Source organism: Agrococcus sp. UYP10, assembly GCF_040547205.1.
In the GTDB taxonomy this organism is placed as follows: Bacteria; Actinomycetota; Actinomycetes; order Actinomycetales; family Microbacteriaceae; genus Agrococcus; species Agrococcus jenensis.
Genome location: NZ_JBEPPG010000001.1, coordinates 1,592,045 through 1,605,680, shown reverse-complemented (window position 1 = coordinate 1,605,680; position 13,636 = coordinate 1,592,045). Strand labels below are relative to the sequence as shown.

12 protein-coding genes are annotated in these 13,636 nt (G+C 72.6%); 5 read left to right on the top strand and 7 right to left on the bottom strand.

The window, feature by feature from the left end:
- Position 1 precedes the first annotated feature (1 nt).
- Both ribH and ABIB37_RS07980 read left to right on the top strand, forming a co-directional pair.
- Complete coding sequence (ribH, locus tag ABIB37_RS07985) at positions 2 to 484, top strand: 6,7-dimethyl-8-ribityllumazine synthase (RefSeq protein WP_354258946.1); 483 nt, start codon at positions 2 to 4, stop codon at positions 482 to 484.
- Positions 485 to 658: 174 nt separating this feature from the next.
- The gene (locus ABIB37_RS07980; protein WP_354258943.1) at positions 659 to 2,026 is read left to right on the top strand and encodes an MFS transporter; all 1,368 of its coding nucleotides are present in this window, start codon (positions 659 to 661) and stop codon (positions 2,024 to 2,026) included.
- Positions 2,027 to 2,115: 89 nt separating this feature from the next.
- Here the strand turns inward: ABIB37_RS07980 and surE are convergent, their stop codons facing one another.
- The 5 genes from surE to ABIB37_RS07955 are packed head-to-tail and all read right to left on the bottom strand — an operon-like array spanning position 2,116 to position 6,468.
- Positions 2,116 to 2,889, bottom strand: a complete 774-nt coding sequence (surE, locus tag ABIB37_RS07975; RefSeq protein ID WP_354258940.1) for a 5'/3'-nucleotidase SurE — start codon at positions 2,887 to 2,889, stop codon at positions 2,116 to 2,118.
- Positions 2,889 to 3,818, bottom strand: coding sequence for a 1-phosphofructokinase family hexose kinase (locus tag ABIB37_RS07970; RefSeq protein WP_354258937.1), 930 nt, complete (start codon positions 3,816 to 3,818; stop codon positions 2,889 to 2,891). The genes surE and ABIB37_RS07970 overlap by 1 nt, the downstream gene beginning before the upstream one ends.
- A 48-nt stretch (positions 3,819 to 3,866) precedes the next feature.
- Positions 3,867 to 4,691, bottom strand: coding sequence for an ABC transporter permease (locus ABIB37_RS07965; RefSeq protein WP_354258934.1), 825 nt, complete (start codon positions 4,689 to 4,691; stop codon positions 3,867 to 3,869).
- Positions 4,688 to 5,545, bottom strand: a complete 858-nt coding sequence (locus ABIB37_RS07960) for an ABC transporter permease (RefSeq protein WP_123696120.1) — start codon at positions 5,543 to 5,545, stop codon at positions 4,688 to 4,690. The genes ABIB37_RS07965 and ABIB37_RS07960 overlap by 4 nt, the downstream gene beginning before the upstream one ends.
- On the bottom strand, positions 5,542 to 6,468 hold the full coding sequence (locus ABIB37_RS07955; RefSeq protein ID WP_354258931.1) for an ABC transporter ATP-binding protein: 927 nt from the start codon (positions 6,466 to 6,468) through the stop codon (positions 5,542 to 5,544). The genes ABIB37_RS07960 and ABIB37_RS07955 overlap by 4 nt, the downstream gene beginning before the upstream one ends.
- A 95-nt stretch (positions 6,469 to 6,563) precedes the next feature.
- Between ABIB37_RS07955 and ABIB37_RS07950 the strand changes: the two genes are divergently transcribed.
- From ABIB37_RS07950 to ABIB37_RS07940, 3 genes are read left to right on the top strand one after another with little or no spacing between them, the layout of a single operon-like run.
- The gene (locus ABIB37_RS07950; RefSeq protein ID WP_354258928.1) at positions 6,564 to 6,767 is read left to right on the top strand and encodes an AsnC family protein; all 204 of its coding nucleotides are present in this window, start codon (positions 6,564 to 6,566) and stop codon (positions 6,765 to 6,767) included.
- 17 nt (positions 6,768 to 6,784) lie between these two features.
- Positions 6,785 to 8,572 carry an ABC transporter ATP-binding protein gene (locus ABIB37_RS07945; protein ID WP_354258925.1) on the top strand — a complete coding sequence of 596 codons (1,788 nt, stop codon included), beginning with the start codon at positions 6,785 to 6,787 and terminating at the stop codon, positions 8,570 to 8,572.
- A 46-nt stretch (positions 8,573 to 8,618) separates the two neighbouring features.
- Positions 8,619 to 9,554 (top strand): NADP-dependent oxidoreductase, encoded by a 936-nt coding sequence (locus ABIB37_RS07940; protein WP_354258923.1) that lies wholly within the window; start codon positions 8,619 to 8,621, stop codon positions 9,552 to 9,554.
- Positions 9,555 to 9,874: 320 nt separating this feature from the next.
- Here ABIB37_RS07940 and ABIB37_RS07935 read toward each other — a convergent pair whose 3' ends face one another.
- Together ABIB37_RS07935 and ABIB37_RS07930 are read right to left on the bottom strand one after the other, a co-directional pair.
- Positions 9,875 to 11,344, bottom strand: coding sequence for an NAD-dependent succinate-semialdehyde dehydrogenase (locus tag ABIB37_RS07935; RefSeq protein WP_354258920.1), 1,470 nt, complete (start codon positions 11,342 to 11,344; stop codon positions 9,875 to 9,877).
- Positions 11,345 to 11,423: 79 nt separating this feature from the next.
- Entirely contained in the window at positions 11,424 to 13,622 is a 2,199-nt protein-coding gene (locus ABIB37_RS07930; protein ID WP_354258917.1) for an MMPL family transporter, read from the bottom strand.
- Positions 13,623 to 13,636 lie beyond the last annotated feature (14 nt).

Genomic DNA, 13,636 nt, shown 5'->3' with positions numbered 1-13,636 from the left:
CATGGCTGGAGCTGGAGCGCCCACGACGGGCGGACTGGACGCGAGCGGACTGCGGATCGTGGTCGTGCACGGCCGGTGGCACGACCAGATCGCGGCGGGGCTGCTCGAGGGCGCGCGCCGCGCGCTCGCCGAGATGGGCGCCGACGTGCTCGAGCTGCCCGTGCCGGGCTCCTTCGAGCTGCCGGTCGTCGCGCAGGCCGCGCTCGAGGCGGGCGCCGACGGCGCGGTGGCGCTCGGCGTCATCATCCGCGGCGGCACGCCGCACTTCGAGTACGTCTCGCAGGCCGCGACCATGGGCCTGACCGAGGTCGCCGTGCGCACGGGCAAGCCGGTCGGCTTCGGCGTGCTCACCCTCGACGACGAGCAGCAGGGCATCGACCGGGCCGGCCTGCCCGGCTCGAAGGAGGACAAGGGCCGGGAGGCTGCGGAGGCGGTCGTCGAGGCGGCGCTCGCCCTGCGGTCGCTGCGCTCGGTCGACGGCTAGCGGGGACGCGCCCGCGCGCACGGCGTCGAGGGCATGCGGCCGGTCGCTAGGCTGGATCGCCGCCAACCGGGACCGATGTCGCTCCCTCGACGGCCGGTGCGCCACGAGCGCACCGAGCGCCCGGGCCCCACACCGGCGACGGGTGCGCGCAGACCTTCCTATCCTCGGAGCACCATGTCCACCCCCACCACCGCAGCAAAGCCGACGGGCAAGGCCAACACCCCGCGCCGCGTCATCCTCGCGAGCCTCATCGGCACGTCGATCGAGTTCTACGACTTCTACGCCTACGCGACCGCCGCCGTGCTCGTCTTCCCCGCGCTCTTCTTCCCCGCCGACGACCCCACCGCGCAGCTGCTGTCGTCGTTCGCCGTGTTCGGCGTCGCCTTCATCGCCCGTCCGATCGGCTCGATCCTGTTCGGCCACTTCGGCGACCGGATCGGCCGCAAGGCGACCCTGGTGGCGTCGCTGCTCACCATGGGCGTCGCGACCGTCCTCATCGGCCTCCTGCCGACCGCGCTCACGCCCGGCTGGGAGATCGCCGCGCCGGCGCTCCTCGCGCTGCTGCGCTTCTGCCAGGGCCTCGGCCTCGGCGGCGAGTGGTCGGGCGCCGCGCTGCTCGCGACCGAGAACGCGCCGGCCGGCAAGCGCGCCATCTGGGGCACCTTCCCGCAGCTCGGTGCGCCGATCGGCTTCATCCTCGCCAACGTCACCTTCATCATCATCAGCTACACGATGAGCCCGGAGGCCTTCCAGGAGTGGGGCTGGCGCGTGCCGTTCCTCGCCTCCGCGGTGCTGCTCTTCGTCGGCCTGTGGGTGCGCCTCTCGCTGCTCGAGACCCCCGCGTTCACGCGCGTCGTCGAGCGCAACGAAGTCGTGAAGCTGCCCCTCGCCCGCGTGTTCCGCCGCAACGGCGTGCAGCTGCTCCAGGGCACGTTCATCATGCTGGCGACCTACGTGCTCTTCTACCTGATGACCGCGTTCACGCTCACCTACGGCACCTCTCCCAGCGACGCGCCCGTGCCGGGACTCGGCTACGCGCGCATCGACTTCCTGTGGATGCTCATCGCCGGTGTCGTCTTCTTCGGCGTCTTCACGCTCGTCGCCGGCCCGCTCGCGGAGCGCTTCGGCCGCCGCAAGATGCTCGGCGCGGTCACGATCGGCATCGTCGTCTTCGGCCTGCTGTGGGTGCCGCTGTTCTCGTCCGGCTTCGTCGGCACGATGGCCATGCTGGTGCTCGGCTTCTCCCTCATGGGCCTGACCTTCGGCCCGATGGCGGCGTTCCTGCCGGAGCTCTTCCCGAGCAACGTGCGCTACACCGGCTCGGCGATCGCGTACAACTTCTCGTCGATCCTCGGAGCGGCGCTCGCGCCGTTCATCGCCGTCGCGCTCTGGCGCGCGGCCGGCGGCTCGACGCTGCTCGTGGGCCTCTACCTCGCGGCGGCCGGCGCGATCACGTTCATCGCGCTGCTGCTGACGAAGGAGACGCGCGACCAGGAGTACGTCGAGAACAGCTCGGTCGTGATCGCGGCCGAGGAGCCGTGATCGACGCTCGCTGACCGACGTCGGGGCCGCGCCACTGGGCGCGGCCCCGCTGTCGTCTCAGCGCGGTGTCGTCTCAGCGCGGTGTCGTCTCAGCGCGGTGTCGTCTCAGCCCCCGAGGCCGCAAGCGCCCGCACGGCCGTCACGGTCGCGACGCCGGCGGCGAGCCGCTCCATGTCGGTGCCGGGCGCGGAGGCCGCGGCGTGCTGCCGGATCGAGAGGCGCACCTCGTCGCCGTCGATCTCGGTCATCGTGGTCTGCACGATGCCGAACGGCGCGAGCGGCGCGGTCGTGAGCTCGACCGCCTCGGGATCGGCGGCGTCCGGCACGTTGAGGTTGTGCACCGCACCCACGGGCGCGTCGAGGAGCCCCGGCAGCGCACGCGCGGCGAGCGCCGCCGCCGTCTCCCAGTGCTCGGCGCCGCCCTCGCGGAGCCCCACGTCGAGCGACACCGCGAGCGCGCGGACGCCGCCCTGCCCCGCGGTGAGGGCCGCGCCGACGGTGCCGGAGTGCAGGATGGCCGTGCCGACGTTCGCGCCCCGGTTGATGCCGCTCAGCACGACGTCGGGCACCGGCCCGAACGAGCCGTGCAGCGCGAGCAGCACGATGAGCGCGGGCGCCGCGTGCACCGCGTAGGCCTCGCCCTCGTGCCCGGCGATCGTGCGCCGCTCCGAGCGCACCGTCCCCTTGCCGCCCGCGGCCGTGACGGCCGTGCCCTGCGTGGCGATGATGGATGCGCTCGCGCCCGAGTGCTCGTGGGCCGGCGCCGCGATCACCACCTCGAGCCCTGCCGCGGCCGCGGCGCGCGCGAGCGCGGCGAGGCCCGGCGAGTCGATGCCGTCGTCGTTCGTGATGAGTGCCCGCATCAGTCGTCCTCCTCGATGTCGTCCAGCTGCACCTGCTCCGCGATCGCGCGGATCGCCTCGGCGTCGCCCGTGCCGAGCCCGCGACGAGTCGCGTTCACCGCCCCCGCCGCCGCGCCCATCCGGATCGCCGCATCGTGCGCGCCCCCGTCGGCGAGCACCGACGCGACGCCCGCGGCGTAGGAATCCCCCGCGCCGCGCGTCTCGACCGGCTCGAGCTGCGGCGCCGACACGCGCCACGCGCCGCCGTCGCCGACCACGACGGAGCCGGCGTCCGCGCGCGTCACCGCGACCAGGCCGATGCCCCCGTCGTGCAGCTCGCGCGCCGCCGCGACGAGCTGCGCCTCGTCGTCGCCGTCCTCGACGCGGCCGTCGGCGACGAGCTCCTCGTGGCTGACCTTGAGCACGTCGACGCCGCCCTCGAGCGCCGCCTCGAGCCGGGGACCGGCGAGGTCGACGAGCACGGGCTTCCCGAGCGCGCGCACGTCGCTCGCGAGTCGGCGGTAGACGTCGTGCTCGAGCACGTCGTCGCCGTCGGGGCCGGAGAGGATGACGAGGTCGGCCCGTGACGCCTCGCGCAGCGTTGCTGAGTAGAGGTCGTCGAGCGCGTGCCGCTCCAGGACCTCGCCGTCCTCCTCGACGACCGCGATCCGCTCGCCGCCGCGGCGGTCGTGGACGTACGCCGGGCTGATGCCCTCGCGCTCGATCGCGACGACCTCGAAGCCCTCGTCGTCGAGCAGGTGACGGACGACGCCCCCGACCTCGCCCGTCACCGAGCACGTCAGCACCACGTCGAGTCCGAGCGCCGTCAGCATCCGCGCCTGCCAGACGCCCTGGCCGCCGACGTGCACGTGGACGTCCGCCTCCCCGCGGAGGTCCTCGATCGTGACGGTGAGCGTCGGAGCGGGGGCGAAGATCAGCACGCGAGCCATGCCCGCAACCCTAGGGAGCGAGCCTGGACGCGTCCGGAGCGGGGAGGCTCAGCGGAGGAAGAGCGCCTTCAGCCGTGCGGTCGTGAACCAGAGCCCGAAGACGATCATGACCGCGAAGTAGAGCAGGTGCAGCAGGATCGAGGGCTGGATGAGGCCCGTCGTGAGCTGCCGCACCATGTCGACGCCGTGCCAGAGCGGCATCGCCTGGATGACCCACTGCACCCCCTGCGGGTAGACCTCGATGGGGAAGAACGTGGCCGAGAGCAGGAACATCGGCATCATCACGAAGTACACGTAGTCGAGGTGCTGGAACGTCTTCATGTAGCTCGTCACCGCCATGCCGAACGACGCGAAGCCGAACGCGATGATGAGCGCTGCGGGGATCGCGAGCACGGCCGTCCACGACAGGTTGAGCCCCATGAGCGTCGTCACGAGCATGAACCCGCACGCGTACAGCAGCCCGCGGAACAGCGCGAGCAGGATCTCGCCGAGCGCGACGTCGAGCGGGCCGAGCGACGTCGAGAGCATCTGCTGGTAGAGCTTCGCGAAGTTCATCTTGAAGAAGACGTTCATCGTGGAGTCGTAGACCGCGCCGTTCATGGCGCTCACAGCCATGAGCGCGGGCGCGATGTAGGCCGCGTAGGGCACGTCGACGCCGTAGAAGTCGACGGTGCCGATGAGCGCGCCCAGGCCGATGCCCATCGACAGCAGGTAGAAGACGGGCTCGAAGAAGCCGGTGACGACGATGAGCCAGTTGTTGCGCGCGATCACCTGCAGCCCGCGGGCCACGACGGAGCGGGTGTTGCCGGCGTAGAGGCCGCGCAGCGGGCCGCGGATGGCGGGCGCGGGCGCCTCGAGCAGCTGCTCGGTCACTTGTCGAGCCTCTTTCGGAAGGTGCGGATGGAGAGCGCGCACGTGACGGCCGCGAGCAGCACGAGGTAGCCGACGTGCACGAGCAGCATCACGGCGGGCAGCGGCGCGCCGTAGAGCGCGGCGCGGCCGAGCTCGGCAGCGTGCCAGAGCGGCGAGATCCAGCCGATCCACTGCAGGAAGGCCGGCAGGGTCTCGAGCGGGAAGTAGGTGCCCGAGAAGAGCGTGAGCGGCACGACGACGAACCGCTCGATGAACGAGAGCTGTCCGCGATCCTCCGTCTGCGTCGAGACCCACGACATCACGGCGAAGCCGACGGCCGTCGCCATCAGCAGCCCGATCGGGAGGAGCAGCAGCGCGCCGAGCGGGTCGCCGATGCCGAAGAGCATCATCACGAGCACGAAGGCGACGAGCGAGACGAGCACCCGCACGAGCACGGCGACCTGGAAGCCCAGCACGATGTGGGCGGGACCGATGGGCGTGCCGTTCATGGCGAAGAACATCGGGAACCACTTGAAGCCGCCGAAGACGCCGTAGGTGTTCTCCTGCGACGACGTCTGCATCGCGCCCGCCATCGCGAGCGCGGGGGCGAGGAACACGAGGTAGGGCACGCCGTCGACGCCCTGCGACCCCTGGTTCGCGTCGACGAGCAGGCCGAGCCCCACGCCCAGGCCGATGAGGAAGAGGAACGGCGAGCCGAGGCCGATGATGACCGCGGAGGCGACGTACGAGCGCATCGCGCGGATGCGGTGCTCCGCGACGAACCACCAGCCCCACGCCCGGGACGACCGCGCGACGGCGGCGTGGTCGACCCGCCCGGCCGCAGCCAGGCCGCCGTCGACGACGGTGCCGCTCATTCGACCAGCGACCGTCCGGTCAGGCGCAGGAACACGTCCTCGAGGCTCGAGCGGCGCACGAGGCTCGTGATCGGCTGCAGGCCGCGGGCGTGCACGGCCGCCATGGCGGCCTCGCCGTCGTCGTCGTAGACGAGCACGCGGTCGGGCAGCACCTCGATGCGCGAGCCGATGCCCTGGATGCGCTCCGCTGCCTCGGCGTTGCGGCTCGAGCCGAAGCGCACCTCGAGCACCTCGCGCGTGGAGTACTGCCGGATGAGCGACGACGGGCTGCCCTCCGCGACGATCGCGCCCTTGTCGACGACGACGAGCCGGTCGCACAGCTGCTCGGCCTCGTCCATGTAGTGCGTCGTGAGCACGAGCGTCGTGCCCTCCTCCTTGAGGCGGAAGAGGCGGTCCCACAGCACGTGCCTGGCCTGCGGGTCGAGCCCCGTCGTCGGCTCGTCGAGCAGCATGGCCTTGGGGCTGTTGATGAGGCCGCGCGCGATCGTCAGGCGGCGCTTCATGCCGCCGGAGAGGCCGTCGACGCGCGCCTTGCGCTTCTCGGTGAGCTGCGCGAACTCGAGCAGCTCCTCGGCCCGGCGCTTCACGTACGGCAGCGGCAGCCCGAAGTAGCGGCCGTAGACGATGAGGTTGTCGACCACCCGCAGCTCCTCGTCGAGCTGGTCGGCCTGCGGCACGATGCCGAGCTGCGCGCGGATCTCGGGGCCGTGGCTCTCGGGGTCGAAGCCGAGCACCTGCAGGTCGCCGGACGTCCTGGTCGAGGTGGCCGCGATCATCCGCATCGTCGTCGACTTGCCGGCGCCGTTAGGGCCGAGGAACCCGAAGGCCTCGCCCGCCTCGATGGCGAAGTCGATGCCGTCGACCGCGGTGAAGTCGCCGTACTCCTTGCGCAGGCCCTTGGCCTCGATCACTGGTGCTGGCACGAGACCCAACGCTAGACCGTGCCACCCACGCACGGCATCCTCCGTCCCGTCAACCCGAGTTGACATCCGCAGCCCGTGTCAACCATCATTGACGCATGGACCGCATCACCGCATCGTCGGAGCAGCCCCTGGGCGTGCTCGAGCTGCTCTCCGAGTCCGCCGCCGCGCGGCGCGAGATCGAGCGCGAGGAGTCGGCGCTCGTCCGACGCGCAAGAATGGAGGGGTTCCCCTGGCAGGCCATCGCCGACGCGCTCGGCGTCACGCGCCAGGCGGTGCACAAGAAGCACGGCAAGCGGTAGACGGGACAGCGCGGCACATGAGCGAGCGACGAGGGATGTTCGGCCGGCGGCGGCGCGACGACGACGGACCGCGCGCGTCGGTGCGCGAGCTGCTGCCCTACCTCTTCCCCAAGAAGGGGCTGCTCGTCGGCGCGATCGTGCTCTCGGTCGTCGGCGCCGGGTTCGCGCTCGCGCAGCCGGCGCTCGCCCAGGAGCTCATCGCGCGCGTCGAGCAGTCGCGCCCGCTCGAGTGGCTGCCCGCGCTGCTGCTCGTCATCGTCGTCGTCGGCGCGCTGCTCGACGGCTTCCAGCACTTCCTGCTGCAGGTGCTCGGCGAGCACGTGGTGCTGCGCACGCGGCGCACGCTCGTCGAGCGGATGCTGCGACTGCCGATCGCGGAGTTCGACGCGCGGCGCATCGGCGACCTCGTCAGCCGCGTCGGCAGCGACACGACGCTGCTGCGCGCCGTGCTCACGCAGGGCCTCGTCGAGTCGATCGGCGGGCTGCTCACCCTCGTCGGCGCCGTCATCGCGATGCTCATCATCGACCCGCTGCTGCTCGGCCTCACCGTGCTGGTGCTGGCTGTCGCGATCGCGGCGATGCTCGCCGTCATGCCGCTGCTGACGCGCGCGTCGGGCAGGGCGCAGGAGCAGGTGGGGCACCTCACGAGCGCGCTCGAGCGCGCGATCAGCGCCGTGCGCACCGTGCGCGCCGCCGGCGCCACCGACCGTGAGGCCGCCGCGATCGGCGAGCGCGCGAGCGGCGCGTTCGACGCCGGCGTGCGGGTCGCGCGCATCTCGGCGCTCGTCGTGCCGATCTTCGGCGTCGCGACGCAGCTCGCCTTCCTCGTGGTGCTCGGCGTGGGCGGCCTGCGCGTCGCCACGGGCGAGATCGGCATCGCCCAGCTCGTCGGCTTCCTGCTCTTCCTCTTCCTCATGATCATGCCGCTCGGCCAGCTGGCCGGGGCGATCTCGGCCGTGAGCGTCGCGCTCGGCGCGCTCGGCCGCATCCAGGAGATCGTCCGGCTGCCGAGCGAGACGGATGCCGACGCCTCGGCGCCGCTCGAGCCGCGCGCGGATGCGCCGATGGTCGCCTTCGAGGACGTCACCTTCGCCTACCCCGCCGCCGACGAGCCGCGCGTCGTGCTCGAGGGCGTCTCGTTCTCGGTGCCCGCCGGCACGCGCACCGCGCTCGTCGGCCCATCCGGCGCCGGCAAGTCGACGACCTTCGCGCTCATCGAGCGCTTCTACGACGCGACGGCCGGCAGCGTGCGGATCGGTGGCGCCGACGTGCGCGACGTCGACCGCGACTCGCTGCGCGCGCGCATCGGCTACGTGGAGCAGGACGCCCCCGTGCTCGCCGGATCGCTGCGCGACAACCTGCGGCTCGGCGCCCCCGACGCGACCGACGCGCAGCTGCTCTACGCGCTCGAGGCGGTCAACCTCGACGACCTCGTGCGGCGCGCGAGCGCCGGGCTCGACGCCGAGGTCGGCGAGGGCGGCGTGCTGCTCTCCGGCGGCGAGCGGCAGCGGCTCGCGATCGCCCGCGCGCTGCTCGCGGCCACGCCCATCCTGCTGCTCGACGAGTCGACGGCCAACCTCGACGCGCGCAACGAGGCGTCGCTCAAGGCGGCGCTCGACGTCGCGAGCGAGGGCCGCACGACGCTCGTGATCGCGCATCGCCTCGCGACGGTCGTCGACGCCGACCAGATCGTCGTGCTCGACGGCGGTCGTGTGCTCGCGCGCGGCACGCACCACGAGCTGCTCGACGCGTCGCCGCTCTACCGCGAGCTCGCGGCCCACCAGCTGCTGGCACCCGCGGCCTGACGCACGGACGGATCCGCCCCGCACGCGCACGAGTAGCGTGGCGCGCATGCGCATGGTGATGCACGAGCGGTTCGGCGGGCCCGAGGTGCTCGAGCTGCGCGACGTGGACGAGCCCCACGCGGGACCGGGCGAGGTGCGCATCCGCGTCGAGGCGGTCGCGCTCAACCCCGTCGATTGGAAGATCTTCACGGGCGGCCCGGCCGCGGCGTCGCGGGGGCTCGAGCCGCCGCTCGGCGTCGGCAACGACATCGCGGGGACCGTCGACGAGGTGGGCGACGGCGTCGACGGATGGGCGGTGGGCGATCGCGTCTTCGGCTCCGCGCGCACGCGGGCCCTGCAGGACCGCACGGTGGTCGACTCGCGGGCCGAGCGCCTCGCGCGCATCCCCGACGGCCTCGACCCGGGCGTCGCCGCGAGCCTCGTCGTCGCGGGGCGGACGGCATGGGACGCCGTGGAGCAGCTCGTGGAGCGCGCGGGCGACACGATCTTCGTGCACGGGGCGGCCGGGGGCGTCGGCCAGCTCGCGGTGCAGCTCGCCGAGCGCCGGGGTGCTCGGGTGATCGGCTCGGCGAGCGAGCGCAACCACGCGCTGCTGCGCCGGCTCGGGGCGGAGCCGATCGCGTACGGCGAGGGGCTCGCGGACCGGCTGCTCGGGATGCTCCCACTCGACGCGTGCTTCGACTGCGCGGACGGCGCCGGTGTGGCGGCGGCGCTCGAGGCGGGCGTGGTGATCGAGCGGTGCATCGCGATCGCGGCGAAGGGCGCGCACGGCGCGCGCGGTGTCTCGACGGATCTCGCGAGCACGGGCGCGCTCGACGAGCTCGCGGCCCTCGCCGCGTCGGGCGAGCTCGAGGTGGCGATCGACGGGCGCTACCCGCTGGAGGAGTTCGCCACGGCCTACCGCCGCCTCATGACGGGCCACGTGCCGGGCAAGCTGATCCTGGACCTCGTGCCGCGGTCACCCGACCTGCTCGTCGAGTAGCGCGCCCGGAGGGCGCGCGTATCGAGACGACTGAGGCGGGTGATCTCGATACGCGTGCGGGCTGCGCCCGCGCCGCTACTCGATCAGCAGGTGGGGGCGCCGCTCGTCGAGGAGCACGCACCCACCTGCTCGTCGAGCGGCTCGCCCCCACCACGCTCGTCGAGTAGCACGCCCGGAGGGCGCGCGTATCGAGACGACCCCCGAGGGTGGTGATCTCGATACGCGTGCGGGCTGCGCCCGCGCCGCTACTCGATCAGCAGGTGGGGGCCACGCTCGTCGAGTAGCACGCCCGGAGGGCGCGCGTATCGAGACGGCTCGGGTCAGGCGAAGGGGTTGGGCATGAGGGTGTACTTCGTCTCGAGGTACTCGTGGATCCCCTCCGCGCCGCCCTCGCGTCCGAGCCCGGACTGCTTCACGCCGCCGAAGGGTCCTGCGGCGTTGGAGACGACGCCGACGTTGAGGCCCATCATGCCCGTGTCGATGCGGTCGATCATCCGCTGCCCGCGCTTGGTGTCCTCGGTGAACACGTAGCCGACCAGCCCGTACTCGGTCGCGTTCGCGAGCCGCACCGCGTCATCCTCGGTCGCGAACCGCTGGATCGCCACCACCGGCCCGAAGATCTCCTCGATCGACACCGCCATCTCCGCCGTGACGTCGTCCAGCACCGTCGGCTGGAAGAACGAGCCCGGCCCGTCGATCGCCTTCCCGCCGGTCACGAGCGTCGCCCCGTCGGCGACCGCCCCGTCGACCAGCCGGACCGCGTTGTCGACCGCCTTGTCCTCCACCAGCGGGCCGATCTGCACGCCCTCCTCGGTGCCGCGGCCGATCTTCATGCCCTCGACCGCCTCACCGATCCGGCGGGAGAACTCGTCCGCGACCGACTCGTGGACGATGAACCGGTTCGCGGCCGTGCAGGCCTGCCCGATGTTGCGGAACTTCGCCAGCAGCGCCCCCTCCACTGCCTTGTCGAGGTCCGCGTCGTCGAACACGACGAACGGGGCGTTCCCGCCCAGCTCCATCGACGCCTTCAGCACGTTGTCCGCCGCCAGTTTCAGCAGCTGCACCCCGACCGGCGTGGAACCGGTGAACGACACCTTCCGGAGCCGCGGATCCGCGAGCAGCCGCTCCGACAGGGCCCCGGTCGACTTGGTGGTGATGACGTTCACGACCCCCTTCGGCAGCCCCGCCTCCTCCAGCAGGCCCACGAGCGCGAGCGTCGTCAGCGGCGTGAGCGTCGCGGGCTTCACGACCGCGGTGCAGCCGGCCGCGAGTGCCGGCCCCAGCTTCCGGGTGGCCATGGCGAGCGGGAAGTTCCACGGGGTGATGAGGAAGCACGGCCCCACCGGGCGGTGAGTGACGATCATCTGGCCCGTGCCCTCGGGGGTCATCGTGTAGCGGCCATCGATCCGCACCGCCTCCTCCGAGAACCAGCGCAGGAACTCGCCGCCGTAGGCGACCTCGCCCCGGGCCTCCGCGAGGGGCTTGCCCATCTCGAGGGTCATGAGGAGCGCGAACTCCTCCTTCCGCTCCTGCAGCAGATCGAACGCCTTCCGCAGGATCTCCCCCCGCACCCGCGCGGGCGTGCGACCCCACGACTCCTGCGCATCCACCGCCGCGTCGAGGGCGCGCACGCCGTCGTCGACCGAGCCGTTCGCGATCTGCTTCAGCACCTCCCCCGTCGCCGGGTCGCGCACGTCGATCGTGCCCTGCTCCCCATCGATCCACTCGCCGCCGATGAACAGCTGGCCGCGGACGGCGTCGAGGACCTGGGACTCGCTGATCGCGCTCATGAGGACTCCTTGCGTGGGGACGTCGATCGGACGGTGCCGCGACGCATCCGCCATGCGACGCAGCGCGGCTCCCTCCAGCCTACGACTGCGGCGATGCCGCCGGTGCGACCGCAGGCTCCCCTGGCCGGTCGCGAGCGAGCTTCGACGGCCACCATGTCTTCGGCCCGATCTCGAGCGCGAGCGCGGGCACGAGCAGCGACCGCACGAGGGTCGTGTCGATGAGCACGCCCAGGGCGACGATGATCGCGAGCTGCAGCAGGAAGAGCACCGGGATGACGCCGAGCGCGGCGAAGGTCGCGGCGAGCACGACGCCGGCAGAGGTGATGACGCCGCCGGTCACGCGCAGCCCGCGCAGCACGCCGCGTCGGTGCCCGATCCGGCCGACCTCCTCGCGCACCCGCGTCATGAGGAAGATGTTGTAGTCGACGCCGAGCGCGACGAGGAAGACGAACGCGAAGAGCGGCACGGACGGATCCATCGCCGGGACGCCGAGCGCGGTGAGGATGAGCGCACCGGCGCCGAGCGCGGTGCCGTACGACAGCACGGTCGTGGCGAGCAGCAGCAGCGCCGCGGCGATCGAGCGCAGCAGCAGCATCAGGATGAGCGAGATGACGACCAGCACGATCGGGATGATGAGCGCCCGGTCCCGCTGGGACGCGTCGTTCGTGTCGATCGCGGTGGCCGTCGGCCCGCCGACGATGCCGTCGGCGGACGCGCCGTGGACGACCTCGCGCAGCTCGCGCACCACCTGCTGGGCCTCGTCGGAGTCGGGTGCGGCGACGAGCGTCGCCTGCAGCAGCACCTGTCCGTCGACGACGGTCGGAGCGGCCGCCGCGAACGGCGACGCAGGGTCGACCGGGAGCGGGATCGAGCCGGACGGCGAGTCCTCGCTCGCCACCGCGACGCCCTCGACGCCCTCGGCGTCTGCCAGCGCCTCCGCCACCGCGTCCTGGTCGGCCTCCGGCACGACGACCTGCGTGGGGCTGCCCGAGCCGCCCGGGTAGTGCGCCGACAGCAGCGCCTGCCCGTCGCGCGCCTCGGACTCGCCGACGACGAAGTCGCTCGAGGGCACACCGTTGGCCTGCAGCTGCGTGACGCCGAGCGCACCGGCGCCGAGCACGAGCGCGGTGACGATCCAGACGGCCCGCGAGCGGCGGTCGACCAGGCGGGCGACGGCGCCCCACAGGCCCTTGTCCTCGGGCTTCGTGCGCGGACGCGCGGGCGTCGGGGCGACGGGCCAGAAGGCGACGCGACCGAAGGCGAGCAGGAGCGCGGGCAGGAGCGTGAGCCCGGCGAGGATCGAGGTCGCGATGCCGATCGCCGCCACCGGCCCGAGCTGCTGGTTGGAGACGAGGTCGCTCAGCAGCAGGCAGAGGAGGCCGGCGATGACGGTGCCGCCGGAGGCCACGATCGGCTCAGTGGAGCCGCGCAGCGCGGCGAGCGTCGCCTGCCAGCGCGACTGCGTCTGCCCGAGCGCCTCGCGGAACCGCGCGGTGTACAGCAGCGCGTAGTCCGTGGCGGCGCCGACCACGAGGATGAAGAGGATGCCCTGCGTCTGACCGCTGAGCGTGAGGATGTCGGCCTGCGCGAGCGTGAACACGATGAGGATCGCGAGGCAGAGCGCCGCCACCGACGTGAAGAGCACGAGCAGCGGCAGCAGCGGCGAGCGGTAGACGAGCACCAGGATGATGAAGACCGCGCCGAGGGCGACGAGCAGCAGGATGCCGTCGATCCCCTCGAAGGCCGCGGCGATGTCGGCCGTGAAGCCGGCCGGCCCGGTGACCGCCGCCTGCACGCCCTCGCCCAGGTCGGCATCCGCCACCTCGGCGCGCAGCTCCTCGACGACCCCGGTGAGCTCGCTCGACGGTCCGCTCGCGTCGAGCAGGGCGACGATCTGCGCCGCCTGGCCGTCGTCGCTCGGCACGACGGGTGAGGTCTCGACGACGCCGTCGAGCTCGGCGATGGTCTGCTGCAGCGCGTCGACGCCCTCGAGCGAGGAGGCGTCGAGCTCCGCGTCGCCCGCGACCACCACGATCGCCGGCACCTCGTCGGCACCGAGGAACTCGGGCAGCAGCGCCTGCACCTCGGTCGACTCGGCGGTCGCGGGCAGGAAGCTGGTCTGGTCGTTCGAGACGACCGTCGAGAGCTTGCCGAAGGTCGGTCCGCCGATCCCGGCGGCCGCGAGCCAGCCGAGGATGAGGACCGCGGGGATGAGCACCCGCAGCCAGCGGGGCACGCCGCGGCGGTCGGAGCGGTCGGTGGCGCGCGGCGAAGTCATGCAGACAGACTATA

Excerpts from the sequence above, each read along its gene's own strand:
- ribH (WP_354258946.1), top strand. The coding sequence starts at position 2 with ATGGCTGGAGCTGGAGCGCCCACGACGGGCGGACTGGACGCGAGCGGA.
- ABIB37_RS07980 (WP_354258943.1), top strand. The coding sequence starts at position 659 with ATGTCCACCCCCACCACCGCAGCAAAGCCGACGGGCAAGGCCAACACC.
- surE (WP_354258940.1), bottom strand. The coding sequence starts at position 2,889 with ATGCGGGCACTCATCACGAACGACGACGGCATCGACTCGCCGGGCCTC.
- ABIB37_RS07970 (WP_354258937.1), bottom strand. The coding sequence starts at position 3,818 with ATGGCTCGCGTGCTGATCTTCGCCCCCGCTCCGACGCTCACCGTCACG.
- ABIB37_RS07960 (WP_123696120.1), bottom strand. The coding sequence starts at position 5,545 with ATGAGCGGCACCGTCGTCGACGGCGGCCTGGCTGCGGCCGGGCGGGTC.
- ABIB37_RS07950 (WP_354258928.1), top strand. The coding sequence starts at position 6,564 with ATGGACCGCATCACCGCATCGTCGGAGCAGCCCCTGGGCGTGCTCGAG.
- ABIB37_RS07945 (WP_354258925.1), top strand. The coding sequence starts at position 6,785 with ATGAGCGAGCGACGAGGGATGTTCGGCCGGCGGCGGCGCGACGACGAC.
- ABIB37_RS07940 (WP_354258923.1), top strand. The coding sequence starts at position 8,619 with ATGCGCATGGTGATGCACGAGCGGTTCGGCGGGCCCGAGGTGCTCGAG.
- ABIB37_RS07935 (WP_354258920.1), bottom strand. The coding sequence starts at position 11,344 with ATGAGCGCGATCAGCGAGTCCCAGGTCCTCGACGCCGTCCGCGGCCAG.
- ABIB37_RS07930 (WP_354258917.1), bottom strand. The coding sequence starts at position 13,622 with ATGACTTCGCCGCGCGCCACCGACCGCTCCGACCGCCGCGGCGTGCCC.